The following is a 26,220-nucleotide window of genomic DNA, read 5'->3' on the forward strand; positions in this document are numbered from 1 at the left end:
TACATTACTCATCGGGCAAATCAATTTTCCTGGTTTTGGAATTAATATCCTTGATCACCTCATCCAATTCTGAAGCAGAAACCAAAACATGATCCAACAATTCCTTTTTATCTTTTGACAAACCTTCTAGTTCAACTTCCAGCAGACTTACCAAGCCCATCAAACGGGCAAGGGGGGCCCTAACGACATGAGACTGAATCCATGCAATATCCTTGAGCCTTTTGTTCTGTTCTTCTATTGTTTCAATGTAAGCCTTTTTTAGAGTGACATCGTTGGCCAGTACCAACTTGGCAGGGCGACCACTGAAGTTGATCGGATTAGAGCTGATTTCCACCGTAATGATCTCCCCGTTTTTTTTTGAATGCAGGAAAGTTCCTGCATTTTTAAAGCCAGGATTTTTTTTGCCCTCTTCTACAGCGATTAACAGCTTATTTCTTTCCTGCTCAGGCCGTATATCCGATATAGTCATGCCAAGAAATTCATCTCTCGGATAACCATAAGATTGAATGGCTGCTTCATTGACATCCAAAAATTCAAATGAAACCTGATCGTATACCCACATGGGCAAAGGGCTGAGATGGAAAAGTTCTTTGTACCGGTGTTCCGATTCTTCTAACCTATTGAATACTTTCTTTCTTTCTATACTGTAAATGATACTCCGAAATAATATATCCGGGTGAAGCTCATCCTTAACCATGTAATCAGACATGCCTAAACTGATAGATTTGACAGCAAAATTCCTGTCCGCATAACCGGTCAAAACTACAATGGGAATCCTGGCAGCCATGGCCAAAATTTCTTTGATCAATGGCTCTCCGCTCTTATCCGGAAGACTAAGATCCAAAAGTATGATGTCAAAATCCCCAAAATTTTGTGCAGCAGCATCTTTGTATGTAGCCACCCAATCAATTTTGGATGTCGGGAATTTTTCTTCCAGGGCCTCCGCCACCAAAATATAATCCCCTTCATTATCTTCGATAATGAGGATCCGGTGAATATCTTCCTCTGAGGACATAACTTATACCCTGGAAGGGAGTTTTACCAATGAGAACCAAAAGCTTTCAATCTTTTGCAGGATATCCTGATAGCTTTCCGGTCCCATAGGCTTGGAAATGTAACTGTTTGCATGATTTTTGTAAGATTCCAGGATATCCGTCTCACTGGAGGAAGTAGTTAGCATGATTACGGGTATTTGCTTTAACCCATTTGAGCTTTTGATAAATTGCAACACTTCCTGACCGTTCTTTTTAGGTAAATTAATATCCAGCAAAACCAGATCAGGAATATTGTTGTCGTTTACACACAAGCAACTTTCCAAAAACTCCACTGCTTCATGACCATCTTTTGCATAGCTGATTTGTAGCGGTATATTAAGTTCCTCCAAAGCATCTGAAATCAATAAAACATCTCCTTCATTATCTTCGATCAAAAATATCTTCAACATGGTCATGATCAGCAACTTAACTTGGTTAGAATCTTTAACCCGTAATTTTTTCCGGGTCATGTAAGGAAATAAGTATAAAAATTATTTAATTCCAAAGATTGAATAAGAAATTATACACTTCACAAGTATGGAATGGGTAAAATTTATTCTATTTGAAAGGTATGATTTGTATTATCCTATTCCAATTGTATAACGTTAAAGCTTAAATTAGGGTATATTTTGAAGCAGGCAAAAGTTCAATGAACGAAATAGCTGTAAAAGTTTTTTCCCCAGGCAGTGATGGCTCAAAGGACAAAACTGCTTCCTTTTGACCTGCCGCTGGAGGATAGGCTAAATTAAGGTATCCCAAGGAATATATATAAACTTTTATGACCTTTTGAAAACATCACATGAAAGCGAAGATCGGACTTCCCGATTCCTTTTTCCAGGCTAAACTTTTTCTCTGGAAACTACATCTTTAACGGTAAAATGGATGGTACTACCTTCTCCTAAAACAGACGTAGCCCAAATTTTACCCCCACCATCTTCTATGATTTTTTTACAAATAGCCAGGCCCATACCTGAACCTCTCCTGGTGAGGCCTTGATCATATTGTTGTAAAATATAAAATATGCTGTCCAGGTTTTGAGAGGCTATGCCTACACCGTTATCTTTTACGGCTATGGTTTGAAAACCATCAGCTTTGGAAACACTGATTTCAATCTTCAGTGGTCTTGATGAATCCCTGAAATTAAATGCGTTGTTCAACAGCTGATCAAATAATTGCAAAAACCTTTTGTAATCACCTTTGATACTCGGCAAATCTTCTTTCTTCAAATCGATTTTTCCCACCCCGAATTTCCTGGAATTTAAATGAATCGCCTTTTCCAAAACTTCATTCAGATCTACAATTTGCAAAGCTTCCCTTTCTTCTGTCAATTGTGAAAACTCTACCAAATCCTGAATCACATCTTTAATTTTATAGAAATTATCTAATGTCAATTCCAGAAAGGAAATAGATTTTTCTGGAAGACTGTTTTTGTTTTTCCGTATAAATAGCTCCAAAAAACCATGACTCTGTCTTACCGGTTCAACCAATTCATTGGATGCCACGGAAATAAACTGATCCAATTGATTTTTGGCATGATCGGATTTTATCCGTTCCTTTTCGATCTTTAAATTGGCTTTTTCAAGCTCTTTGACCTTACTATCCAAATACAGGTATTGTTTTTCCATTAAATAGTACAACAAAATCCCTGTCAAAAAAATAAATGCTGTCCCTTTAAAAGATTGATAATTTGTTAATATTGAAACATCTGTACTCTGGAAAAAATAAAGTATCAAAGTATCACTTGCAAAAATCCATAGTATCCCTACAACTACATAAAGAATAGCTATTTTTAAACTCGTTTTCATTTATGCTGGTTCTTCATCCTACCCTATCTCTCACTGCTACATATCAAATGATTAAATTACGAAACAAAATTGATTAGCGGAGATTTCAACACCAATTAATTTTAAGGAATTAAATTTTATTTTCAAGTACAAATCCATTCATCAAAATGCCTTAAATTGGTGAAGTGAAAAAAGTTGATAGTTAAAAACAATTAACCATGTTTAAAATCTCTCAAATTACTATTTTCAGCTTGCTGGTCATCTTTATTTCCTGCTCTACTTCCACTGAAAAAATTACTCCCAACAGGCAAAATATCAGCCTTTCGGTTTATGCTTCAGGAAAAGTAGTCAGCAAAAATCAATATGAGGTTCAGCCAAATGGTAGTGGGTACATCCAAAAAATCTTTGTCAGCGAGGGAGATATTGTAAATAAGGGGGATATTTTGTTTTCTTTGTCCAATGAGGCCACCGAACTGAACCAGGACATGGCCAGGCTTTCCAAATCATTTGCGGAAAAGGAAAACAACGTCGCAAGGTTGAAAGATTTGGAGGTAAAAATAAAATTGGCTCAGGAAAAAATGACGCATGATTCCCTATTATGGGAAAGACAAAAAAAACTGCATGACAAAGGAATTGGAACAAATCTTGACCTTGAACAGAGGCTGTTGCAGTATTCCCAATCCAAAACGGAACTCAAAGCCCTGCACCTTAACCAGGAAACCCTGATCAGGGAAATCGAATTCAATGCTAAAAATGCTCAAAAAAACTTTGAAATAGCCAGTTCCCTGGCCAATGATTTGGAAATTAAGAGTAAAATAGATGGAAAGGTTTACTCCCTTTTGAAAGAGACAGGTGAACTAGTGAACCAACAAAGCAAACTTGCCGTGTTGGGTAATGGGGAAGAATTCATATTAGAGCTTTTGGTAGACGAATATGACATTGCTCAAATCAAGACGGGGCAGGAAATTAAAATCAACCTGGACAGTTACCGTGGAGAAGTCTTTGATGCTACCGTTACCAAAATCCATCCCATTATGGATGACAAAACCAAAAGTTTTGTTGTTGAAGCTGAGTTCACCAAATCTCCCCCGCAGTTGTACCCCAATTTGACTTTGGAGGCTAACATTATCCTTCAAACAAAAGAAAATGCGCTACTGATTCCTTCTTCCTACCTGATTCAGGATCAGTACGTCATCAGCATCGAAGGAGACACCATTGGAGTCAAAACCGGCATTAAAAACTACCAAAACACAGAAATATTAAGTGGAATTGAAGAAACAACGGAATTGATTAAACCTTAACATCTGGCAGAAAGAACCTGTCTAAAAAAGGGACAATTATTCATCATCCGAGATTTTCCGAGTGTCGGAATCCTTCAGTACAGGACATATTATGGCCTTAGAAAACAAATTATAGACAGATGAAATTCGGTTTATTACTGGAAATAGCCCAAAAACTCATGCTTGCCAGGTTCAAACAAACCCTGGTCGCCGCTATAGGAGTAACTTTTAGTATTACCATGTTTGTGGCACTTTTAGGCTTTATGAATGGTTTGAACATGATGCTGGATGGATTGGTACTGAACAGGACACCTCATATCCGCTTTTACAATGAAATCAAGCCAAACCCCAACCAGCCTGTTGACATGTCTGATACCTATAGCAGCTATAACAATACCATCAGGTCCATCAAACCCAACAGCAGCCGTAAAAGTATCTACAACAGTGCTGCCATGATCCATACCTTGCTAAACGATGAGCGGGTTTTGGGAGTAGCCCCAAAAGTAAACACCCAGGTTTTTTACAACATCGGAAACATAGATATAACGGGATCCATAAACGGAATCGATGTAGATGCAGAAAATGCTCTTTTTAGTTTTGAAGATTATGTCACTGCAGGAAACAGCGATGACCTGAAAAACATCAATAACAGCATCATATTGGGCAAAGGTGCCGCCGACCGCATGCTGGCCCAGATTGGGGATGTGATTCAGGCCACTACGGCCCAGGGGAATACCGTACGATTAAAGGTGGTGGGATATTATCAATCTGGTTTAGGTGACTTGGACAATGTACAAAGCTATACCTCCCTGGAAACCGCCCAAAAAATATTGGGCGAACCTCCTTCATTTATTACGGACATACAGGTAAAGTTGAAATCACTGGAGCTGGCCCCTTCCATGGCCATTGATTACGGGGATTTATTTGAGATAAAAGCAGATGACATACAAACAGTAAACGCACAGTTTGAAACCGGCACAGAAATAAGAAACCTGATCAGCTATGCGGTTGGCATCACCCTGCTTATCGTTTCAGGATTTGGAATTTACAATATTCTGAACATGATGATTTATGAAAAAATGGATACCATAGCTATATTAAAGGCCACTGGGTTTTCAGGAAGAGATGTAAACATCGTTTTTACCCTGATCGCGCTGATCATTGGAATAGTGGGTGGAGCGGTAGGATTAATACTAGGTTATCTGGCAGGAATGGGCATTGATCAACTTCCCTTTGAAACTGAGGCCTTACCCACCATAAAGACATTCCCTGTAGACTTTAATCCCCGGTATTATATCATTGGTGGTGTTTTTAGTTTGTTGACCACTTACATGGCCGGTTATTTCCCGGCTAAAAAAGCGAGCAGTGTAGATCCGGTGGAAATCATAAGAGGAAAATAACATGAAGGAAAAACCTGTATTGGAAGCCCGAAATATCAATAAATTTTTCTATAATCCTGTAGAAACCCAAGTGCTGAAAGATATCACTTTCACCATCAACAGGGGGGAATTTGTATCGATCATGGGTAAATCTGGCTGCGGTAAATCCACTCTACTTTATATTTTATCTACTATGGACACCAGTTATCAGGGCAGGTTGCTGATAGATGAAAGCCCTGTAACCGGTAGATCTCAATCCTTTCTTTCCCGGATCAGAAATGAAAAAATTGGTTTTGTCTTTCAGTTCCATTACCTATTGGCGGAATTTTCTGTACTTGAAAACGTCATGATTCCTGGACTCAAACTAGGAAAAATGGGCCGAAAGGAATTGGAATTCAAAGCCATGGAAAAACTACGTATTTTTGGAATGGAAGACCATGCCCTAAAAAAAGCCAATCAATTGTCCGGCGGACAAAAACAAAGGGTAGCCATTGCAAGGGCATTGATCAATGATCCTTTAATTATCATGGGGGATGAACCCTCCGGAAACCTGGACAAAAAAAACAGTGATATTGTTTTTGGGATTTTTAAAGATTTGGCCACCACTTTTCACCAAACCCTGTTGATCGTAACCCATGATCCCGAATTCGCCGAAGGCACTGACAGGATCATTGAAATGGAGGATGGCAGGATCATTTCCCAATAAAGGCTACCGCCCAATCTCTCTAAGGAGCTACCCCTACCAATTTATTGCCATCCTATCAGCTCATCAATAGAGGTGGAACCCTTTCGTCTGCATTCAATCCTTGGGGTTGGTTTTGATATAAATCATGTTTCGCCATGACAGGAATCATCCCCTTTGTAACGTTATTGAATTACTTTGGTAGTGTAATAAAAACATAACCTACAAAATTCAAATAGCCAATGTTAACACTAGGAAAAAGAAACGGAAGTTTCTGGCCAAAGGCAATCTCAGATCTCCTGGGATCCGATAACTGGCCGGAATTTGACAATCGGTTTTATGATTGGGACCAAAAATTCGAGATCCCATCCGTAAATATCAAAGAAACAGAAAAGGAATTTCAGATAGAGGTGGCAGCACCGGGATTTGAAAAGAAGGATTTTAAAATTGAGTCTTCTGAAGGCGTGCTCACGATACAAGCAGAAAAAGAAATAAAGAAGGAAGAGGACAAAGAAGAGATCAAAAGGCAGGAGTTTTCCTATGCCTCCATTAAAAGGTCCTTTAGCCTTCCTGAAAACGCAGAAAGCGATAAGATTGAAGCCAAATATGAAAATGGCATCCTAATGCTTGAGATCCCAAAGCTCAAACAGGTTGTTGCCCCTGCGAAAAAAGAAATTAAAGTTGGTTAGGTCTAGTAAAAAGGCTCCGAACACTTGATCGGGGCTTTTTTTTATTTCCTATTTATCAGGACTTATTGGTATGCAGGACTACCGATGATGTGTTTATTAAATAACTCATTGGGAAAACAATACACAAATGATAAACCTTAAAAAAGCTGCTCTCATACCATCTTGTTTCCTTAACTGGAAGATCAAAAATGAAAGACAAAACGGAGTGTTCTGATGGGCATTAATGAAAGGGAAAAACTATGGGTTGAGGTTTTGTCTTCAACCGTGCGTCCTTGATTTTTGGAGGAGTTATTTCGATAATTTTGGTCAAACCCAACAAGAACTCCTGATTCAGCCGAAACCGAGAAATTTTTTGCAAAATGGTGCTTCATTCCTATAAATCCTATGGATGAAAAATTGAAATTATTGTTTTTTTGGATTGTAACGGATCCCGAAGGTTCAAAATTCTGTTCATTCCTTGATTCTGAAAACCCGACACCAAGGTCAATCCCATATTTTTTGGTGTAAAGCTCTTCTGCCATTCTTTTCGATTAAACAGTTAAGCGATTAACAGATTAAACATTTCCTCAAATGAATTTCAAATACTGATACCGGCTTGATAATAGGAAATAAACTTCAAATACGATTTCCTTACAAGGCATCTGTACCTTTTTTGAGGTAAAAATAAGAAATGGCCGCAGCTCCCGTATCTGCAAGAGGAAAGGCATACCAGATTCCTTCCAAACCAAAAAACAGGGGCATAATGATGACCAAAGGAATCAGAAAAATCCCCTGTTTACTCAAGGCCAGAAGTAAAGCGGATTTTGGTTTGCCTATGGCCTGAAAATAAGCACTCCCTATCAAACTAAAGGCCAGTAGCGGGGTAGCCAGAAATGCCTTTCTCATGGCCGGAATACTTTCCAGAATCAAGGTTTCATCTTCAGTAAAAACCTGGACTAAAGAACCAGTAAAACTCATGATCAAAATAAAAATGACAAATGCTATCAAGCTGGAAGACCTCAAGGCAAGCCTGATGGCCAAATGCACCCTATCTTTGAACCTTGCACCGTAATTGTATCCTGCTATGGGCACAAAACCCTGGGTAATGCCTAGTACCGGGAAATTTGCAAACATCATGACCCGGTTGATCACCCCAAAAACAGACAAGGCCATCTCCCCGCCATAGGTAAAGAGTTCGTTATTCAGGACTATGGCCAAAATACTCACCGTCCCCTGCCTGGCCAAAGTAACCGCTCCCAGGGCAGAAATTTCCCTGGCAATGGCCAGATCGGGCTTGAACCAGGAAGCTTTAACTTTCATAATGGATTTTCCGAACATGAAAAACCACAATGTATAGCCTGCACTGGCAATATATGAAATGGTGGTAGCCCATGCCGCTCCTTTTAGTCCCATATCCAGCCATACAATAAAAATCGGATCCAGAACAATATTAAATACTGCTGGTACTATCAGGGTATACATGGCCACTTTTGGATAGCCTTCTGCCCTGATCACATTATTACTCATCATGGCCCAGGCCAAAAAAGGAATACCAATCAGGATGATTGAAAAATAATCCTTGGCTGGCTGTAAAACATCCCCTTTTCCACCAAAAAGCTTCAGGATTTCTTCTGAAAACACATAACCCATGCCTACAAAAAACAAGGCCAGGGTCAGGGTCATGCCAATCTGATTCCCAAATGTAGCAAAAGCCCTGACATTATTGTTATCCCCAAATGCCCTGGAAATGATGGAAGCACCGCCCACACCTATGGACATGCCAATACTGGAAATCAGAAAAGTAATGGGTAAAACCACAGTGATTGTGGCAATTCCAAGAGAGCCCACAAATCGACCCACAAATATCGTATCCACAATACCATAAATGGACAAAACCAAAATACCTACCGCTGCCGGAACCGCCTGTTGGACCAGCAACTTACCAATTGGGGAATGACCAAAAGCATGGTTGTTTTTTTCCATATAATGCAAATTCCCAATGGTCAGGAAAACTAAGCATTGGGTTTATCGGGGCAAAGTACCCATTTTATTTCAATGGATAAACCCCTATTACAGGAAGGTCTCAAAAAGTTTTGGTAAACTGAATCTTTACTTTCAGCTGCAAATCCCGGATGACCTTGAAAATTTCCCTGATAGTCACCACTTGAACTTTGGTTAATGTGTTGATTTTTATATAGTTGACAGGGGTTTTGTTTTCTTTAATTACGGTGGCTGCCTGCTTTTCCAGTCTTAAGCCCATCAAATAATAATAAGCCTGATACAGCTCGTCAGATGCAATGGTTGTAAAAACGCCCCTCTCTGTAAGGATTTTCAGTCTTTTTCCCGTATTGGTTTCAAAAATCCTATTGGCCAGTGCATAAAGCCTGATCGCATCTACCATAGGTGTCATGGCTTTCTTTATATCAAAAACCTGTTCCTTGTCAACTTTAAAAGTCCTGATATTCCTCAACCAGGTAAGCTGGGTATCGTATTGCAAGGCATTCTGTGCCATATTATAATAAAACCGCTCCAAAGGATATTGTAGCTGCCCATCCATAAATGCTTTCAGGTCATTTAGCAAAGTAAAATCTCCATATATGGGTCTGCAATCGAAAAAAGTGCCATAACTCATCACCGTTTCAGTTGAGGATTCCTGAAACCAGGCAGCATAATTTCTCTTCCAATGGGAAAGGGAATGGGTCCATTTGGGATTGCTTGCCATATATCCCCCTTTACAATAATTGAATCCAATATCATGGAGTCTATCAGACACTTCTTTGGCAAAACCCAGAAAGTAATCCCTTACCAGGGCACGCTGTTCATTGGCCTTATCCTCATAGATGATGGCATTGTCCTGATCTGTTTTCAGGGTTTGTTCTTTCCTTCCTTCACTGCCCAGCACAAAAAACACGAAATTGGCAGGCGGTTTTCCACGTTCTTTTACCACCTGTTCAATCACTCTCAGGGCGATGGTATCGGCAATTGTAGATATGATCTGATTGATAATTTCCGCCCTGACCCCACGCTGAATCAATTGATCCACAATACCTGGCACCTGTTTCCACTTAACTTTTAATTCATCCTTATCCAGGGCAAGCTTTACCGACTGTATAAATACAAAGGGGGATTGTGACTGAATAGTCAAAATCTTATTCCTGCTGGTCACTCCAATATATTTACCTGCCTCAGAAACCAGCAAGTACCTGGTCTTGGTGCGAAACATCAGCAACAGGGCTTCATAAACGAATGCATCTTTAGGAATAGATACCAGGGTTTTATCCATGATTTCGGCTATGGGTCTTTCAGGAGATACACCTTGCGCCAAAACATTATCTCTTAAGGTAATATCAGTGATTACACCATGGATATGAGTCTTGTCGCGACCTACAAAAAGACAGCTGGACATTTCCTTTCGCATGATTTGAGCAGCGATGGCTATGGAAGTTTCCGGCACACAATACAATATTTCCTTTAGTGGGATTTCACCAATGGTCCTGACATAAAAATCATCTAAAACAGTCAATGGCTCAGAAGGCATGAAAACAATTTTTTTTGCAAAGATGAGCAATCATTTCGAGTAAATAAATAAGTAATTACAATTTACAGTTTGTAATTAAAAAAAACCGCCTTACATTTGCACAAGCTTTTGAAAAAGCATCAAGAAACAGGCTGAAAAGCCTGTTTCTATTTGTAATATAAAGGTCCTGTAGTTCAACTGAATAGAGCATCCCGACTTTTGGGTCGGGAAGGTTTCAGGTGGACAAATGGATAGTTAAGTAAAAAAAGGTCCTGTAGCTCAACTGGATAGAGCAACTGCCTTCTAAGCAGTAGGTTTCAGGTTCGAGTCCTGACAGGATCACAATAATGGCTATTTGTAACCAGTTTAAAGCCATTTGGTGATAATAGATACAATTGATTCCGTAGCTCAGCTGGTAGAGCATAACACTTTTAATGTTAGGGTCCTGGGTTCGAACCCCAGCGGGATCACCAAAGCAAGAAAGATTGTGTAGCAATATGCAATCTTTTTTTCATTCGGACATTTCATGGGGTGAGAAGTTTATCCCGACGGTCGACCTAAGGAGACCAAGTCGGGGAACCCCAGCGGGATCACCAAAGTGAGAAACCTTGTTCTTCGGAGCGAGGTTTTCTTCGTTTAAAAGCCTTGCATGGTAGCGCAGAATATCATTCCGATGGCCAACAAAAGGAGCTCAAGTAGGGGAAGCCAAATGCCCTGGAGTACTCATTCAGAAAAACACCTGAAGGGTTGACCACTCACCGAAACGAGAATTTTCCAATACCAGGGACTTTACTCTTTCATCACCTTAAAGGCCTGCGTTTCATTTCCAGCCTGAACCTGAATCAAATACAGACCCCTCGGGTATTCGAAATCCATTACATACTCCACCCCCTGCGCTTCCTTATTAAAATGCATCTGCTGTTTTAACTGGCCCGAACCATCAATAATCCGTACCGATAGGTCTCCACGGTACTCATTATTGATGAATAAAGAAAGCTTTTCAGTAACAGGATTGGGACCTATGGCATAGCCTGACCTACCTGCAAAAGTACCATCTCCCGAACTGGAAACCACCACCACAGCCGAAAGCCTGTTACACTGATCGTCTATTATGGCTACCTGATACCTGCCTCCATCTTCCACCATGATACTTCTTCCTGTAGCACCTTCAATGACTTGCCCGTCTCTGTACCACTGATAGGAGCTTGCTGGAATCCGAGAACTTAATTGAGATCCATTGGCTACAATTTCTGGTCTTCTCAGGGAATTAGAAGTAACAGTAATACTTTTTTCAAATCGCTTTGTTCCTCCTGGTCCGTTAATCTCCAGGGAAACCAGGTATGTCCTGGGGTTGTTGAAAACAAAGGTGGGATTGGTAGCAGTGGATGATCCAAAACCTCCAAAATTCCATTCATAAGAAGTAATGTTCCCTTCGGAAAGGTTCACAAACTCAGACAATCCACCGGCACAATTGAAAGCCACATCAAAATTAGCCAACAAGACATTTTCGCAGGAGATATTACTCCAATTGGCTGAATTAATTGCTGTAGAAGGCGGATCCAGGTTAATAACCGACTCACCTTGCAAATCGACATTCAGAACGCTCAAGCCCTCAAAACAATACTTCCGGTAAGGTTCATGCATCAAAACGGACTTTCCTGTGGATCGGATAAGAGACTGCGCTCCGGGCGCATCTGCGTGATTGATATTTTGATTTACGATAAAAGAAAATCCGTCGGACAGAAGCAATTCTGCTCCTGCTCCTATATCCAGAGAATCAACACGGGTCATGTCCTGGTTAACTTGCGTTTCTCCGTTTAAGACCAGTTTTTGGATGGTACCTGAGGCATAAATTGCCAATAGTCCTCCTCCGTTTACCAGGCTTCGTGTTTCAGTGGATGATAGGTTTTCATAAATTCCATTTTCCCCGGAAAATAATATATTTAGCGATTCCTCTATGATTGCCCCTTCATCAAATCTCAAAATATCTTTAAATTCCAGGATAGACAACTCGCCCCGGAGCCTGGCACCCGAAGACAACTCCACCTCATCTGCGATGAGTCTCTCCATACCAAAATCCACATCAGCACCACTGATTTCCAGTAAATTAATTTCAGGCATGGATAGCACTCTCCACCTGCCTTCATCAAATAAAACATTGATGCCCGAAAAATCAAGTTGACCAAAGTCGAGGATATTTTCGTTTTGATCCCTACCTTCAAAATGAATGAGTCCGTTTCTTACATTCGTCAGGTTGTTGCTGGATCTGAAGCCATTTCTGATCACTAACTCATTTTGGTTTAAATCCAAAACCAGCGGTTCTTGTCCGAAAATATTCAAGCTAAAAACATCAGTATCACCAGATAGACTGATCGTTTGGCCAGCCACAGGCCTGTCAATCACCACTCTGGTCCCCTCGTCCGGAATAAGGTTTGCACTTGGGCCATTGCTGTTTTCAGACCAGTTATTGGGGTTATCCCAATTGCCGTCATTGCCAATCCAATACAAAGTATTTGATTGTCCGTCGGAAACCCCGGCAGAAAAAATCAAACTAAACGGCTGTTGGGAATTGGTCAGGTTATTTTTGTGACTGACACGGACGGTGTATCTCTGTGGGCTGGGATTTTCTATTGATACCTGCTCTACATTATCCCTGAAATTGTCACTACTGTTACTGGCTATGGCACTGGAACCATCTCTTGGGTTAAGGGTCCAGGGGAAAAAAGTGTTGCCACTTTCATCAAAAATTCTCAAATCCAAGTCATTAACGAGCATTAAGTCTGTGGGATTTACACTGGGAGAGGGAGATGTTCCCGCAGGATCTGTCCAGGCAATGGTCGCATTGATGGGCTCTACTCCGTTGGAAATAAATTCGAATTCATAGGTTTCTCCTTCCCGTAGATTTAGTTCTCTGATGATTTTAGAGCTACCATCTTCGTCAATAATCATTTCTGCCGCAGCCTCTGTGTCCAAAAGACCCCATCCAAACATGTAATCGGGGCCTGGATTCATTCCAGCTTCTTTTGCCGTTTGGATTGACAGGGCTTTCAGGGTTGATGAATGCATGTACCTTCCTGCATTCCTGTCATTGAACAATTCCTGAAGCAGCAAGAGTGAACCTGAAACATTTGGGGTGGCCATAGATGTCCCGCTAAGCGTGGCATAGCTGTCGGCCCCATTTTCACTTAGCACTGCTGAACTAAATACATTCACACCCATCCCAACAAGGTCAGGTTTGATTCGTCCATCGTCCACAGGACCCCAACTGGAAAACGAGCTCATGGCAACATCGGAGGGGTCTTTATAGGGACCTGGAAGACCAACAGCCCCTATCGTAAGGCTGTTCTTGGCCACCCCTTCCGGTCCTATAGAATCATCCGGACCATCAGCATCCCTTGATCCATCACCAACATCAGACCGGTCATTTCCGGCAGCCCAGACAATGGTATAGAATGGTTTGGCAAAGGCCAGCTCATCTATTTGCCTGGATTTGTTGGTATAAAAACCAAACCTGTAATCTTCGCTTGAACTGATGCCCTCATTACCTGCCCAGGTCCAGTTATTGTTGCTATCCCTGTACCAACCCATCAAAAACCCATACGAATGATTTGAAATGAGATGTCCGTCCGGATTTATATCAGGATCATAACTGTTTTGAGTCATTTTAGAAATATCCGCATCCCAATTAAAAGCCCAGCCAATGGCTTCCCTGGCCATGCCCGCAGCATTCCTGTTATTACCTGCTGCTAAAATGGTCCCAGTGACATGGGTTGCATGATTGCTGATTTCTTCAGTGGACCCGTCTATCTGAGTGACCCTGTTGCCAAATTCATTATGATTGGCTTTAGGTCTTGTCTGGTCATATATGCCAATGACCATATCTGCCCCTGTCAGGTTCAAATTCAAATTTCCTCCTGCCTGTAAAGCATTGGTCCTGGTAGCCGCAGCAGCATTCAGGTTATGGGTGGTGTAATACACCGGATGGTTTACCTCATCAAGATATTGAAATACAGCCACTCTTTCCCCCGGAAGATTCATGGTGAGTGGAATCCCCAATTCCTCCGCTATGACTGCTTTTTCTTCAGGTTTTAAACTATACTGCCTGACGTTTTCCTGCAATCTCTGAAAGACTTCCGATCTGACTTTTTGCAGTCCTCCCTGGACCTGGGCAAAACCCAGGTTTGTGCCCAAAAGGAAGATGGCCAAAATAGCTGTTTTTTTCATCCGATTTCTACAATTTGTTCAGGAGGCGGTAAGTAGGGAAAATTCCTTGAATACACCTCGAATTTTCTTTATTCTATCACCCGGGTCAATGTAGTAACCCCACTTTCCTCCGTTTCTTCGGTCCTCCAGTTGATCCTGATGGTGCCATCTTCATTTACCCTACCGGTACCATTGAAAGTATCATCTCCAAAAACAAGGTCAGGCTGGTCCGTAATGGTAATTTCACCACATAACTCGGTAAAGACGGCGGGGTTGTCCTCCGCTCCAAATACCTGGGAGTAAACGCCTCCTGTAATATCTGATATCCTGTAGGTGAAAGGTTCCAATTCGGTGATGACAACCTGGTAATTTACCGTTCCACCGGTACCAACCGTAACCGTACTGTATTCCCCTGCCAAATCAGAAGGACAGGACAACCTGATTTCTATGGTCAATCGATTGTAATTGGTACTGATTTTGGTATTACCGGCATCCAATATGGTTAAGGTAAGGTCTGGCATTTCCTCTGCTCCAAGGTTCCCGGTCAATATCTCCAGGGGTATGTCCACAAAGCTGCTGTTGGCAGGAATGGTAACCTCATCGTTAACCAAACGGTAATGTACACCAGCTATGGCTGTTGACTCAGGGTCGACCCCCACCAAAATATTAACCGGTTCTGATAATTGCCGGCCAACCAGGTTTACTCTTACCATTTCCTGATCCACCTGATTATCATTGGTTTTGGTCATGATTTTTCTGATGGTACCATTGGGTCTTGATGCATCCTCAAACTCAACTTCCAGACCTTCCCAAACAATATTGAACCCGGATTCTTCCATACAAGCCGAAAACCACAAGGAGGTTCCCAGTATAAAGGTCAAAACAAATATCTTTTTCACTGCTTCCATATTCATTAATAACCTGGGTTTTGCTCAAGATTTTCATTTAATTGAACCTGGGCCAAAGGAAGGTTTCCTAATACCCTGTAATCGGTATAAGGCACTACCAGAAATTCCCCATGTTTGCTGATGTCCCTTCCGTTTCTTTTTAAATCAAAAAAACGATGCCCTTCAAGGGCAAATTCGAGCCTTCTTTCCAAAAGAATTCTGTTTAACAAAGCCTCACCCGAAAGGACATTGTCAATGGGACCCAAACCTCTTTTGGAACGCAAGGCATTGATGTCTTCTCGTGCTCCGGAGGGATTGTTTTGATATCTTGCTTCTGCTCTGATCAGGTACAATTCCGCTGCCCTGATAACGGGTATATTTTCCAGGAAATCACCTTTATATCCAGTCCATTTTCTACTGGCGTAAACGGGCCCTTCAATACCCTCTCTGGTCGTTTCTCTCCAACAATCTCTTCTCACATCTCCCTCCTCATAGGCTGACATCAACTCATTGGATGCACCTATAATAAATTGAGCCGCCGGCTCATTATCGGCCACCAAAGAATTGAGGGAATTGTTTACCCCATCCACGCTGCTCCAGTCCACCTGCCGGAGTTCAAGCTCAAATAAGGATTCGGGATGTGGTGCCCTTGAAAACCCCTGTACGTATTGACCTGATTCCAACAACCCATCCCCATTGGTTCTCAGACCCAGAAAATCCATGGCAGAGGTTGCCGCAGCTTCGGCATCCTCCATGCGGTTCCAATACAGGTAAAGTCTGGCTAGCAGAGTAAGGGCTGCGCCTGCGTTGGCGTAATATACCCCTTCAGATCCTATAGGTACGGCACCAACTAATGGAATGGCTTCCAGTAAATCACTTTCAATCTGTTGATAAACCTCCTCAACGGTAGATCTGGATCTGAAATCCGCATCTGAGGCCACCAATGTAGGTGTTAGCCGCAATATGGGGCCTAAATTAAACCCATTCACTTCCCTACCGGGTTCATAACCATACACCCGGCACAGATCAAAATAAAACAGTGCGCGCATAAAGTAGGCATCTCCCTTGATAAAGGCCTTTTCCTGTTCATCTCCTGATACGCTTTCATCGTCAATGCTTTCTATGATGAGATTGGCATCGTTGATTCCTCCATAAACCACACCATTCCAAATGGCGATGTGATCACGGTCTCCGTTGGATTCTTCCCCCTGATACCTTCCTGTGTTGGCCACCAGTCTTAAATTATCTGCTAATATTTCCGGTGCGATCATCATGGTTTGACCATAGTAGCTGAAACTGGTCGCCCTGTTGTACATGGAGTTGGCTACAGATTGATAACCAGACACATCATTAAAAGCTACTTCCGGGGTAAGACTTTGCCTTGGTGTAGTATTCAGGTCTGTACAGGAAATTACGGATACTAAACCTAAATAAAGGATATATTTTCTGATCATTTTCATTTCTTTATCAAAAGGTAAGATTGATACCTGCGGTTACCTGTCTGGCTATAGGATAGGTACCATAGGTATCTCCTATGGAATTTACTTCAGGGTCCAAACCATTGTATTTCGTGAGTGTCCATAGATTCAATCCCTGGACAAATACATTCATTTCATCTATTCTTGCTTTGGACAACAGGGTTCTGGGTAGGTTGTAATTCAAGGTGATTTGTTTTAGCCGAATATAACTACCATCCGAAATCTGCTTGGTGGAAAACTGTTGGTAACCTGAATGGCCGGGGATTCTTCCCCCTTCATAAGGCTTGGGCACATTAGTGATCTGGCCCGGAGTTCTCCAGAAATACAATTGATCCGTTGTTTGATTGTCCTGTCCGATTGAACCCGCCTGTGCCATATTGTACAGATCCTGATTAAATGCCAGGTTGCCATATTGATATTGAAAAAAAACTTCCAAGCTTACCGGTCCGTAAGAAAGGGTATTGGAAAGGCCTCCATAGGTCCAGGGCAAGGCACTTCCGATATATTTCTGATCATCGTCACTGAGCAGGTAGGTATATTCCCCATTTTCATCATAATACATGGGAGCACCATTAGCTGGATTAACACCTGCATATTCATAGGCATAGTAAAAATCTATGGGTTTTCCAACGATTAGATCATTGCCCAGCCGATCCAATCCTTCATAAAGCTCCAACAATTCGTTGGAAAATATGGAGGTATTAAAAGCAGTAGTCCAGCGGAACTTTCCATAAATAATATTGGTGGTCTGCAGGTCAAAATCAATTCCCTGATTGCGAACCTTTCCTGTATTCCGGGTAATGGATCCGAAACCTGAATCAATGGGCAATTGTGTTTCAAAAAGCAACTTGCGGGAATCCTTCCTCCAGACATCCACTGTTGCAATGATACGCCCATTAAAAAAAGTCCCGTCCACTCCAAAATTAAGGGAAACAGACTCCTCCCAGGTTAACTGATCATTTCCCAACTGCACAAAACGCAATGCTCCTCCCCCCAAATACTGTCCGGCAGAGCCTACCAGGGTCCTGGACTCAAAATTCCCGATATTTGAGTTTCCCGTGACTCCATAAGAAGCTCTTAGTCTGAGGTTATCTACCCAAAGTGCATTCTCCATAAACCTCTCTGAGGAAATTCTCCAGCCTGCAGAAACTGCTCCAAAATTCCCCCATCTGGTATTTGTTCCAAACCTGGAAGACCCATCACGCCTGACCGTCAAATCGAAAGTGTACTTGTCATCGTAATCATACTTGGCTTGTCCAAAAAATCCAGACCTGATATATTCTGTATAAAAACCGCCCACTTGAAAAGGTTGGGCAGCATTTTGAAGGTACCTTAAAACGGGGTTGGGAAACCCCCTTCCCGTAGCTGAAGTATTTTCCTGGGTTTCCATTTTATATTCATACCCCAGAATTCCTGAAACCGTATGAATTTCGTCAAATTCCTTGTTTACATTAAAATTGGCGTTGGCATTGGAGTTGACAATCCTTCGGTCTGTAAAGGTGGATGATCCCCCATAGCTTGCAAATGCAGGTATGGTTGAGGGCCTGTTGTTTTCATCCCTGTTGTCAGAAAAATCTATCCCTCCAAAAGTCGTAAATCCAAGCCAGGGCAGGAATTTATAGTTTAATTGTATGTTTGAAACAGATTGATAACTAATACCTTTCCTTAATTCCTGCCTGACGCCCTGAACAATATTATATCCGAATAAATGTTCAGAGGGATATTCTGCGAAACTTCCATCTTCATTATAAATAGGTACATTTGGCCTGGAGACATATCCGGCCACGAAAGGGCTGTTGACAAAATTACCTCTGTCAATTGAACCACTGGTCATCTGCCTGGAAAGGGAAAGGTTGGCATTGATACTGAATTTATCATTGACTTTATGTGTCAGATTCATTCTACCCGTTGTCCGGGTATAATCAGACATGATAATCTGTCCCTGGTGAAAGGTATGCGATCCGGAAATAAAAAACTGTGTCCCCGCATCTCCACCGGATAAGGAAACATCATACACACTCATTCTTCCATCCCGGAATAATTCTCCCAACCAGTCTGAATTTTGCAGGCCGGTATCAGAAGGACTGCCAAAAATATTTTCTGCATCCTGTGGATTCAATCCTGCGTTGATATAGGCCTGTCTTTTGATAGAAGCCAATTGATTGGAATTCATCACATCATAGAATGCTAAAGGCTGCACTAGCCCTTCCTGGGCTGAGACCCTTACTTTGGTCCGCCCCTGCTTTCCCCTTTTGGTCGTTATCAATACCACTCCATTTGCAGCCTGCGCCCCATAAATAGACGCCGCTGCTGCATCTTTAAACACCTCAATGGATTCTATATCATTGGGATTAATTGAAGCAAGTGCATTTTGGGGGCCCTGACCGGATAAACCGCCGGATGCCACCTGAACTCCATCCACAATATATAAGGGCTGGGTACCGGCATTTATGGACCCCACTCCCCTGATTTGAACATTTAGTGTACCGCCTGGCTGACCGGAACCAGAAGTCACTTGTACCCCGGCAACCCTTCCCTGCATGGCCCTGTCAAAAGATTGCATGGGAAGGTCCTGGAATATTTCTCCCTTTACCGAAGCGATGGCGCCAGTGACTTCCCTTCTGGTCTGGTCACCATAAGAAGTAACCACAAATTCATCAAGGGCAGTAATTTCGGGACTTAATACAACGTCTATTTTATTCCGGTTTCCGACATTCACTTCCTGGGGCTGTAAACCTACAAACCGGAAAACCAATGTGTTTTCTCCTTCGAATACCTCGATTTGGTAGTTCCCATCTATGTCTGTAACTGTTCCTGTATTTGTACCCTTTACCAGGACCGTAACTCCGGGAATAGGAAGGCCAGCTTCTGCATCCGTAACGATTCCGGAGACCATCCTGCTTTGTGCCATGGCCAAGGTGGAGAAGGAAAATAAGATCAAAACCAGTGGTAGGGCTTTATTCATAAATTTGATTTGAGATTAACAATCAATCAATTTTATACAAATTCCGTGGATATTCCAATCAATGACAGGAAGTAAAGCGGATGAATAAGGAAATCCAACAGATTAATAACGCTTAAAATCCAAATCAGTTTTTTTAAAAGGATTATTTCTGAAGGAAACTATTGAATTTCAACCTCTATTCTTCGATTATATGACCTATTTTCCTCAGTATCATTTGGCCGGAGAGGTTCTGAAGACCCTTTCCCAACGGTATTTATTCTTTCTCCTGCAATTCCGGCATCGATCAGAAAGGCCCTTACCTTTTCGGCCCTTTTTTTACTAAGGGTAACGTTATAGGTGTCATTGCCGACATTATCTGTATGGCCTGCAATCAAAATGGCCACTGAGGGGTGATCATCTAAAAATTTCACCAATCTGTTAAGTGAACTTTCAGAGGCTGGTTTAAGACTGGTTTCATCAAAATCAAAAAATACATTTTCAAAGACAAAGTAATTACCCGATGCTATAGGTTCCAGCTTTACTTCCAGGTTTTTCCTGTTCTTCAAACTATCGCGATCAACATTGTAGATTTTCGGCATAAATCCTTTTTTCTCAACATACAGCCCTGAAAAAGCTTGATCCGGATAAATCATGGTAAATGTACCATCTATGCCTTCCGCCTTAAATCTGTATAAAGTACTGTCCTTATCAAGATCTACCAGAGAGAGCATGGCATCAACTGGTTCACCTGTTTCTTCATTGATTACCCTTCCCTCAGTCACGATAATTTTTTCTCCGAGGTCAATTTCTTGCGGGAAATCAAACCGGTACAAAAAAGAACTATCCACCCTGTCCAATGAATAATTATTTTCTGTATAATATGCATAATCTTTTTCGGCAGTAATAAACAAGGCCAATTGGTCTTTCTGATCATTGATGGGATACCCAAGATTTTCAGGCTTTTCAAAGCCCTTAGGGCCAAACCTGCTCAAAAAAATATCCTTACCCCCAAACCCATCATGCCCATCAGATGCAAAAAAGAGAATGGTATTGTTGAAAAAAACAAAGGGAGAAACCTCGTTTCCGGAGGTATTTACCTTTTCTCCCATATTTTTTGCTTCAGACCACTTGCCATCTGTTTGTCTTTCTGCATACCAAATGTCATTTTCCCCTTCTCCATTTGGTCTATTGGATGAAAAAAACAAGGTGCTGCCATCAGCTGAAAGTGAAGGCTGAGAATCCCAAAACCTGGAATTAACCTCCTTACCCATGTTTTCGGGCTTTTGCCAGGTACCATCAATTTTTTCTGTGAGGTATAGATCGCAACTTCCAAAGGAATCAGGCGTATCACAAGAGGTGAATATAAGGAGGTTGCCATCTGCAGAAATGGTACAGGTCCCCTCATTATATCGGGTATTGATCAAAACGGATATCGGTTCAGGGGAAGTCCAATGGCCATTTTCATAGTTGGAAAAATATATATCTTCATGATCTCGTGGGGATATGCCATCTCTTTTTGTAAAAAAAATCCGCTGACCGTCTGCAGTCAACACCGGAAAATATTGTAACCTGAATTGATTTAGGGGAGCGGGCAACCTTTCCTTTTTCAACTGCAATGGATTTTTAATTCCTTCTGCTATGATTTCAAGTTGACGTTTTTTCTTTTGATAGGCTTCGGATTCCAGAAATTCGGGTGTGAAAAAAGGCTGATTTTCCGTAACGGTCTTTAAGGCTTGGGGGAAATCTCCCATTTGCAGGTATATCTGCCCCTCCAGCCAGCCCATCTTTCCCTTGAAAAAATCACTTTCTTTGATGGCAAGCCTACTTTGGCCCATTTTAACTACCTCCAAAGCTTCTGATACCTGCCCGCTGCTCAATAAGATCTGTGCGTGCCGGATGTAGGCTTCATAAAAATCTTTACTCCTTAGGTAGGCTTCTTTAAACTTTTCTTTGGCTTCAGGAAGCTGCCTTCGTAGAAGATAGCCCTCACCTTCTTCAAAATACCTGATGGCCCGCTTGTCAATTATTGAATAATCCTGCGCCCGCCCTTGAAAAAAGACAGCCGTCAAAAGCAAACTAAAAAGCAGGAACCTCAGCATATCGATTTAGGGTATCTCCATAAATTTATGGGTTTGCAATGAGACCCTCCAGGAAGGGTTTTCCTTAACAAAATTAATAATTAAAGGTGTCATTTCCTCCGCCTTGGACCATTCAGGCTGCAAGAGAAGATGGCAATTTTTGTTGACCAAACTGGCATGTTTCAAAGCAAAATCAAAATCACTTTTATGGTAAATAATCGCTTTCATTTCATTTGCCCGCTTATAAATACCCGGGTCAGGAGCTTTAAACTTCTTGGGTGAAAAGCAAACCCAGTCAATGCTTCCGGATAAGGGGTACACGCCGGAAGTCTCAATGTTGATTTGAAAACCCTTTTCTTTTAAAAGCCTGGTGAGCAAGCTTAAATCGTACATCATGGGCTCCCCTCCTGTGATGACAGCCAACCTTGAAGGGTATGCTGCGGCTTCTTCAACAATCTGGTTCACAGGCACCAATGGCCAATCACCTGCTTCCCAGGAGGCTTTCACATCGCACCAAACACATCCTACATCACATCCTCCCAACCGAATAAAATAAGCTGGTTGACCTGAAAACAATCCTTCTCCCTGTATGGTATAAAAGGCCTCCATCAAGGGCAAAAGCTTCCCTTTTTGAATCAATTCCTGTTGTTCTTTCATAATTTTTGATTAAGCGGGTTATTGAACCGCTGATGAACAATTGATAAACGCTAAAATTATGAATAAATTTTCCCTTGTGCAGCCAATAGGGTATTGTACAAAAGGGAAGCAATGGTCATGGGACCTACTCCCCCCGGCACTGGAGTGATGGCAGATGCTTTTTTTGAAACCTCATCGAATACCACATCACCGACAAGCCTGTATCCATTCTTTTTGCTGTCATCTGGAATACGATGTATTCCGACATCTATCACCACAGCACCTGGTTTTACCATTTCAGCAGTGACAAATCCAGCCTTGCCAATAGCAACGATCAGAATATCGGCACTTCTGGCAATATCATTGAGATTTTGGGTACGGCTATGGGTAAGCGTTACGGTACAATTTCCCGGATGATCATTCCTGGCCATTAAAATACTCATTGGTGAACCTACAATATGACTTCTTCCAATCACCACACAGTGCTTTCCTGAAGTTTCAATTTCATACCGTTTCAGTAATTCCACTATACCGTTAGGAGTAGCAGAAATATAGGCAGGCCATCCCAGAGTCATCCGACCTACATTCGCAGGGGTAAAGCCATCCACATCTTTTTCGGGTCTAATTTGTGCGGTTACTTTTTCTACAGAAATATGCTTTGGAAGAGGTAATTGTACAATTAATCCATGAATTTCAGGATTGTCATTGATTTTCTGAATCTCTTTAAGCAACTCTTCCTCGGTTACCTGCTCATCCAGACGGACAAGTGTAGATTCGAAGCCTACTTGTTCACAGGCTTTCACTTTGGCAGCTACATAGGTCTGGCTGGCTCCATCCTCGCCTACCAGTATTGCAGCCAGATGAGGGGGATTCTCACCTGCTTTTTTTAATTTTTTTACTGCTTCTGCTATCTCTTCCTTAATAGTAGCTGAAACTTTTTTTCCATCGATTTTGAGAAATCCTTCTTTTTTTTCCATAGATTTTATTTTACCAAGAGCTCAATGTTGACATTAAGGCAATGGGTGTGAGGGAGGTCAAACATAGGAAGCTGGTTAATCCCTCTTCCCTGATACCGGAGCTGTTAATCCAATTTTAACACGGCCATAAAGGCTTCCTGGGGCACTTCCACATTACCCACCTGTCTCATTCTCTTTTTCCCTTTCTTTTGTTTTTCAAGTAACTTTCTTTTCCTGGATATATCTCCACCATAACATTTGGCCAACACATTTTTTCTTAATGCCTTAACCGTCTCACGTGCAATTACTTTTGTACCAATGGCCGCCTGTATGGCAATTTCAAACATTTGCCGCGGAACCAGCTCTTTTAACTTTTCGCAAAGGCGCTTTCCCCATTCGTAGGCCTTTTCACGGTGAACAATAGCTGACAACGCATCTACCGGCTCTCCGTTCAACATCACGTCCAGCCTTACCATATGCGATTGCCTGAATCCGATCAGTTCGTAATCTAAAGAAGCATAACCTCTGGAAATGGTTTTGAGTTTATCAAAAAAGTCAAATACGATTTCCACCAAAGGCATATCGAAGGTAAGCTCCACCCTATCAGATGTTAGGTAAACCTGATTTTTAATCTGTCCCCGCTTATCCATACAAAGTTGGATTACCGGACCTATGTAATCTGCCGCCGTAATGATGGCTGCCTTTACATAAGGCTCCTCTATATGCTTGAACAAATTGGGCTCAGGCATGTCAGATGGCGCATTTACAAGCCGGTATTCATCGTTATTCATCAGTGCGCGGAATTGAACAGAAGGGACTGTGGTGATCACAGTCATGTCAAATTCCCTTTCGAGGCGTTCCTGGATGATTTCCATATGAAGCATACCCAAAAAGCCGCATCTAAAACCAAAGCCCAGTGCAGCGGATGTTTCCGGCTCCCAAACCAAGGATGCATCATTGAGCTGCAGTTTTTCCATGGAAGCACGGAGCTCTTCAAAATCGGTGGTCTCCACAGGATATATCCCTGCAAATACCATTGGTTTTACGTTTTCAAAGCCCTGTACAGTTTTGCTGCAGGGTCGCTTTACATGCGTGATGGTATCACCAACTTTCACTTCTTTAGCCACTTTGATGCCAGAAACGAGATAGCCTACATTTCCAGCTTGCAATTGCTGTTGGGGCTTTTGTTGAATACCCAAAATCCCGATTTCATCGGCATTATATTCCTTTCCGGTATTCACAAACTTGATTCGGTCACCTTTGTTTATGGTCCCATTAAATATCCGAAACAAAACTTCTACACCTCTGAAAGGATTATAAACAGAGTCAAATATCATGGCTTGAAGGGGACCTTCTTCGTCTCCCTTGGGGGCTGGTATTTTTTCTACCACGGCATTGAGAATGTCTTCGATGCCTATTCCTTCTTTTCCAGATGCCAGAATGATATCCTCCCTTTCACAACCAATCATTTCCATGACTTCATCTGCAACTACTTCAGGCTGAGCTCCGGGCAAGTCAATTTTATTCAATACAGGTATTATTTCCAGGTCATGCCCAATGGCCAGGTAAAGATTGGAAATGGTTTGCGCTTCAATTCCCTGGGAAGCGTCAACAATCAATAGGGCGCCTTCACAAGCAGCAATAGACCGGGAAACCTCATAGGAAAAATCCACATGACCCGGGGTATCGATAAGGTTCAGCGTGAATTCTTCTCCTTTATAAGGATATTTCATCTGGATGGCATGAGATTTTATGGTGATCCCCCGCTCTCTTTCCAGGTCCATGCTATCCAGAAGCTGGTCTTGCATTTCCCTTTCAGTCACTGTATTGGTGAATTGTAAAAGCCTATCAGCCAATGTGCTTTTGCCATGGTCAATATGGGCAATTATACAGAAATTTCTTATTTTTTGCATGTTCATACTAGGTGCAAAAATAGTAAATCCCCGGCGTTTTAATATGATTTGCTGATATTAATTGGAAGATAAGACCCCTTTCCAACCAGGGACAGGTTTAATGGTAGTATACTCCCTATTCGTTACTCATCCAAAATACTTAAATGCCATTTAAAGTTTAACAGAGAGGAAACCATGCAAGGAGTAGGTGCCCATAGATGGGACACCTTCTTTGAAGGCAATATTTTATTTTTTGCCCACTTCAATATAAAACCCTGTTCAGCCAGGAACCATTTTCTACACACCTTATATGTCTTTATATCACTTATATGGTTCAAAAAAAGGGAACCATATAAGGAATAGAATAACATAGAAGTGGGTTTTTTTTGATTTTTTCTGTGTTAATCCGTGTAATCTGTGGTGGGAATTATGGTTTCACAACAGACAGGCACCAGATTTCCAAGGATTTCTCCTTGTCCCACCTAAACCTTATATTTCCTTATATGTCTTATATGGTTCAAAAAATAAGGGACTAAAAAAGAGAACCATATAAGGAATAGAAGAACATAGAAGTGGGCTTTTTTTGTTTTTTTTCTGTGTTAATCCGTGTAATCTGTGGTGGGAATATAGGATGCTCCACAGATAAACCCTGATTTCCACAGATTTTTTTTCTTGCCTAAACCTTATATTTCCTTATATGTCTTATATGGTTCAAAAAAAGGCATAAAAAAAGCCCTTGTGGTATCAACCAAAGGGCTTTTGAATAAATGAGGCGGCGACCTACTCTCCCGGGTGTAACCCC

The 26,220-nt window shown here is 41.7% G+C and carries 17 protein-coding genes and 2 tRNA genes; 6 read left to right on the forward strand and 13 right to left on the reverse strand.

All coding sequences use genetic code 11. The features are described from left to right. Positions 1 to 4: 4 nt before the first annotated feature. The 3 genes from G9Q97_RS23130 to G9Q97_RS23140 all read right to left on the reverse strand — a co-directional run bounded on the left by G9Q97_RS23130 (position 5) and on the right by G9Q97_RS23140 (position 2,839). Positions 5 to 1,015: a PAS domain S-box protein gene (locus G9Q97_RS23130; RefSeq protein ID WP_166151370.1), complete on the reverse strand. Its 1,011-nt coding sequence runs from the start codon at positions 1,013 to 1,015 to the stop codon at positions 5 to 7. 3 nt (positions 1,016 to 1,018) lie between these two features. Continuing rightward, positions 1,019 to 1,444, reverse strand: a complete 426-nt coding sequence (locus tag G9Q97_RS23135; protein ID WP_317168807.1) for a response regulator — start codon at positions 1,442 to 1,444, stop codon at positions 1,019 to 1,021. 429 nt (positions 1,445 to 1,873) lie between these two features. Further along, positions 1,874 to 2,839: a sensor histidine kinase gene (locus G9Q97_RS23140; RefSeq protein ID WP_166151374.1), complete on the reverse strand. Its 966-nt coding sequence runs from the start codon at positions 2,837 to 2,839 to the stop codon at positions 1,874 to 1,876. Between the two features lie 197 nt (positions 2,840 to 3,036). On the opposite strand from G9Q97_RS23140, the gene G9Q97_RS23145 reads away from it, so the two are divergent. The 4 genes from G9Q97_RS23145 (at position 3,037) to G9Q97_RS23160 (ending at position 6,848) form a co-directional block, all read left to right on the forward strand. Then, positions 3,037 to 4,119: an efflux RND transporter periplasmic adaptor subunit gene (locus tag G9Q97_RS23145; protein ID WP_166151376.1), complete on the forward strand. Its 1,083-nt coding sequence runs from the start codon at positions 3,037 to 3,039 to the stop codon at positions 4,117 to 4,119. A gap of 119 nt (positions 4,120 to 4,238) precedes the next feature. Continuing rightward, on the forward strand, positions 4,239 to 5,498 hold the full coding sequence (locus G9Q97_RS23150) for an ABC transporter permease (RefSeq protein ID WP_166151378.1): 1,260 nt from the start codon (positions 4,239 to 4,241) through the stop codon (positions 5,496 to 5,498). Position 5,499: 1 nt separating this feature from the next. Next, positions 5,500 to 6,183 (forward strand): ABC transporter ATP-binding protein, encoded by a 684-nt coding sequence (locus G9Q97_RS23155; protein WP_166151380.1) that lies wholly within the window; start codon positions 5,500 to 5,502, stop codon positions 6,181 to 6,183. 218 nt (positions 6,184 to 6,401) lie between these two features. Then, positions 6,402 to 6,848 carry an Hsp20/alpha crystallin family protein gene (locus G9Q97_RS23160; RefSeq protein WP_166151382.1) on the forward strand — a complete coding sequence of 149 codons (447 nt, stop codon included), beginning with the start codon at positions 6,402 to 6,404 and terminating at the stop codon, positions 6,846 to 6,848. A 630-nt stretch (positions 6,849 to 7,478) separates the two neighbouring features. Here the strand turns inward: G9Q97_RS23160 and G9Q97_RS23165 are convergent. Both G9Q97_RS23165 and G9Q97_RS23170 read right to left on the reverse strand, forming a co-directional pair. Continuing rightward, a complete protein-coding gene (locus G9Q97_RS23165) occupies positions 7,479 to 8,810 on the reverse strand; it encodes an MATE family efflux transporter (RefSeq protein WP_166151384.1) in 1,332 nt (443 codons plus the stop codon). 100 nt (positions 8,811 to 8,910) lie between these two features. Beyond that, positions 8,911 to 10,365 carry a DUF294 nucleotidyltransferase-like domain-containing protein gene (locus G9Q97_RS23170; RefSeq protein WP_166151397.1) on the reverse strand — a complete coding sequence of 485 codons (1,455 nt, stop codon included), beginning with the start codon at positions 10,363 to 10,365 and terminating at the stop codon, positions 8,911 to 8,913. Between the two features lie 247 nt (positions 10,366 to 10,612). Here G9Q97_RS23170 and G9Q97_RS23175 point away from each other — a divergent pair. Beyond that, positions 10,613 to 10,686 (forward strand) — tRNA-Arg (locus G9Q97_RS23175). Between the two features lie 55 nt (positions 10,687 to 10,741). Further along, positions 10,742 to 10,817, forward strand: a tRNA-Lys gene (locus G9Q97_RS23180). Positions 10,818 to 11,133: 316 nt separating this feature from the next. On the opposite strand, the gene G9Q97_RS23185 is transcribed toward G9Q97_RS23180, so the two are convergent. From G9Q97_RS23185 to lepA, 8 genes are all read right to left on the reverse strand, one after another. Beyond that, positions 11,134 to 14,568, reverse strand: a complete 3,435-nt coding sequence (locus tag G9Q97_RS23185; RefSeq protein WP_166151399.1) for a S8 family serine peptidase — start codon at positions 14,566 to 14,568, stop codon at positions 11,134 to 11,136. A gap of 68 nt (positions 14,569 to 14,636) precedes the next feature. Then, positions 14,637 to 15,461, reverse strand: a complete 825-nt coding sequence (locus G9Q97_RS23190) for a DUF4843 domain-containing protein (protein WP_222852072.1) — start codon at positions 15,459 to 15,461, stop codon at positions 14,637 to 14,639. Next, complete coding sequence (locus G9Q97_RS23195; protein WP_246255840.1) at positions 15,461 to 16,888, reverse strand: RagB/SusD family nutrient uptake outer membrane protein; 1,428 nt, start codon at positions 16,886 to 16,888, stop codon at positions 15,461 to 15,463. Before G9Q97_RS23195 ends, G9Q97_RS23190 begins: the two co-directional genes overlap by 1 nt. Positions 16,889 to 16,901: 13 nt before the next feature. Next, positions 16,902 to 19,877, reverse strand: a complete 2,976-nt coding sequence (locus G9Q97_RS23200; protein WP_166151403.1) for a SusC/RagA family TonB-linked outer membrane protein — start codon at positions 19,875 to 19,877, stop codon at positions 16,902 to 16,904. A gap of 158 nt (positions 19,878 to 20,035) precedes the next feature. Continuing rightward, on the reverse strand, positions 20,036 to 21,955 hold the full coding sequence (locus G9Q97_RS23205) for an OmpA family protein (protein ID WP_166151405.1): 1,920 nt from the start codon (positions 21,953 to 21,955) through the stop codon (positions 20,036 to 20,038). A 6-nt stretch (positions 21,956 to 21,961) separates the two neighbouring features. Beyond that, on the reverse strand, positions 21,962 to 22,591 hold the full coding sequence (locus tag G9Q97_RS23210) for a 7-carboxy-7-deazaguanine synthase QueE (RefSeq protein WP_166151407.1): 630 nt from the start codon (positions 22,589 to 22,591) through the stop codon (positions 21,962 to 21,964). 56 nt (positions 22,592 to 22,647) lie between these two features. Next, a complete protein-coding gene (gene folD / locus G9Q97_RS23215) occupies positions 22,648 to 23,547 on the reverse strand; it encodes a bifunctional methylenetetrahydrofolate dehydrogenase/methenyltetrahydrofolate cyclohydrolase FolD (RefSeq protein ID WP_166151409.1) in 900 nt (299 codons plus the stop codon). 104 nt (positions 23,548 to 23,651) lie between these two features. After that, the gene (gene lepA / locus G9Q97_RS23220; RefSeq protein ID WP_166151411.1) at positions 23,652 to 25,445 is read right to left on the reverse strand and encodes a translation elongation factor 4; all 1,794 of its coding nucleotides are present in this window, start codon (positions 25,443 to 25,445) and stop codon (positions 23,652 to 23,654) included. Positions 25,446 to 26,220 lie beyond the last annotated feature (775 nt).

Source organism: Cyclobacterium plantarum (assembly GCF_011290685.1).
Taxonomy (GTDB): Bacteria; Bacteroidota; Bacteroidia; order Cytophagales; family Cyclobacteriaceae; genus Cyclobacterium; species Cyclobacterium plantarum.

Coding starts and splice junctions, on each gene's coding strand:
- G9Q97_RS23130 (WP_166151370.1), bottom strand. CDS start 1,015: ATGTCCTCAGAGGAAGATATTCACCGGATCCTCATTATCGAAGATAAT.
- G9Q97_RS23135 (WP_317168807.1), bottom strand. CDS start 1,444: ATGTTGAAGATATTTTTGATCGAAGATAATGAAGGAGATGTTTTATTG.
- G9Q97_RS23140 (WP_166151374.1), bottom strand. CDS start 2,839: ATGAAAACGAGTTTAAAAATAGCTATTCTTTATGTAGTTGTAGGGATA.
- G9Q97_RS23145 (WP_166151376.1), top strand. CDS start 3,037: ATGTTTAAAATCTCTCAAATTACTATTTTCAGCTTGCTGGTCATCTTT.
- G9Q97_RS23150 (WP_166151378.1), top strand. CDS start 4,239: ATGAAATTCGGTTTATTACTGGAAATAGCCCAAAAACTCATGCTTGCC.
- G9Q97_RS23155 (WP_166151380.1), top strand. CDS start 5,500: ATGAAGGAAAAACCTGTATTGGAAGCCCGAAATATCAATAAATTTTTC.
- G9Q97_RS23160 (WP_166151382.1), top strand. CDS start 6,402: ATGTTAACACTAGGAAAAAGAAACGGAAGTTTCTGGCCAAAGGCAATC.
- G9Q97_RS23165 (WP_166151384.1), bottom strand. CDS start 8,810: ATGGAAAAAAACAACCATGCTTTTGGTCATTCCCCAATTGGTAAGTTG.
- G9Q97_RS23170 (WP_166151397.1), bottom strand. CDS start 10,365: ATGCCTTCTGAGCCATTGACTGTTTTAGATGATTTTTATGTCAGGACC.
- G9Q97_RS23185 (WP_166151399.1), bottom strand. CDS start 14,568: ATGAAAAAAACAGCTATTTTGGCCATCTTCCTTTTGGGCACAAACCTG.
- G9Q97_RS23190 (WP_222852072.1), bottom strand. CDS start 15,461: ATGAATATGGAAGCAGTGAAAAAGATATTTGTTTTGACCTTTATACTG.
- G9Q97_RS23195 (WP_246255840.1), bottom strand. CDS start 16,888: ATGATCAGAAAATATATCCTTTATTTAGGTTTAGTATCCGTAATTTCC.
- G9Q97_RS23200 (WP_166151403.1), bottom strand. CDS start 19,877: ATGAATAAAGCCCTACCACTGGTTTTGATCTTATTTTCCTTCTCCACC.
- G9Q97_RS23205 (WP_166151405.1), bottom strand. CDS start 21,955: ATGCTGAGGTTCCTGCTTTTTAGTTTGCTTTTGACGGCTGTCTTTTTT.
- G9Q97_RS23210 (WP_166151407.1), bottom strand. CDS start 22,591: ATGAAAGAACAACAGGAATTGATTCAAAAAGGGAAGCTTTTGCCCTTG.
- folD (WP_166151409.1), bottom strand. CDS start 23,547: ATGGAAAAAAAAGAAGGATTTCTCAAAATCGATGGAAAAAAAGTTTCA.
- lepA (WP_166151411.1), bottom strand. CDS start 25,445: ATGAACATGCAAAAAATAAGAAATTTCTGTATAATTGCCCATATTGAC.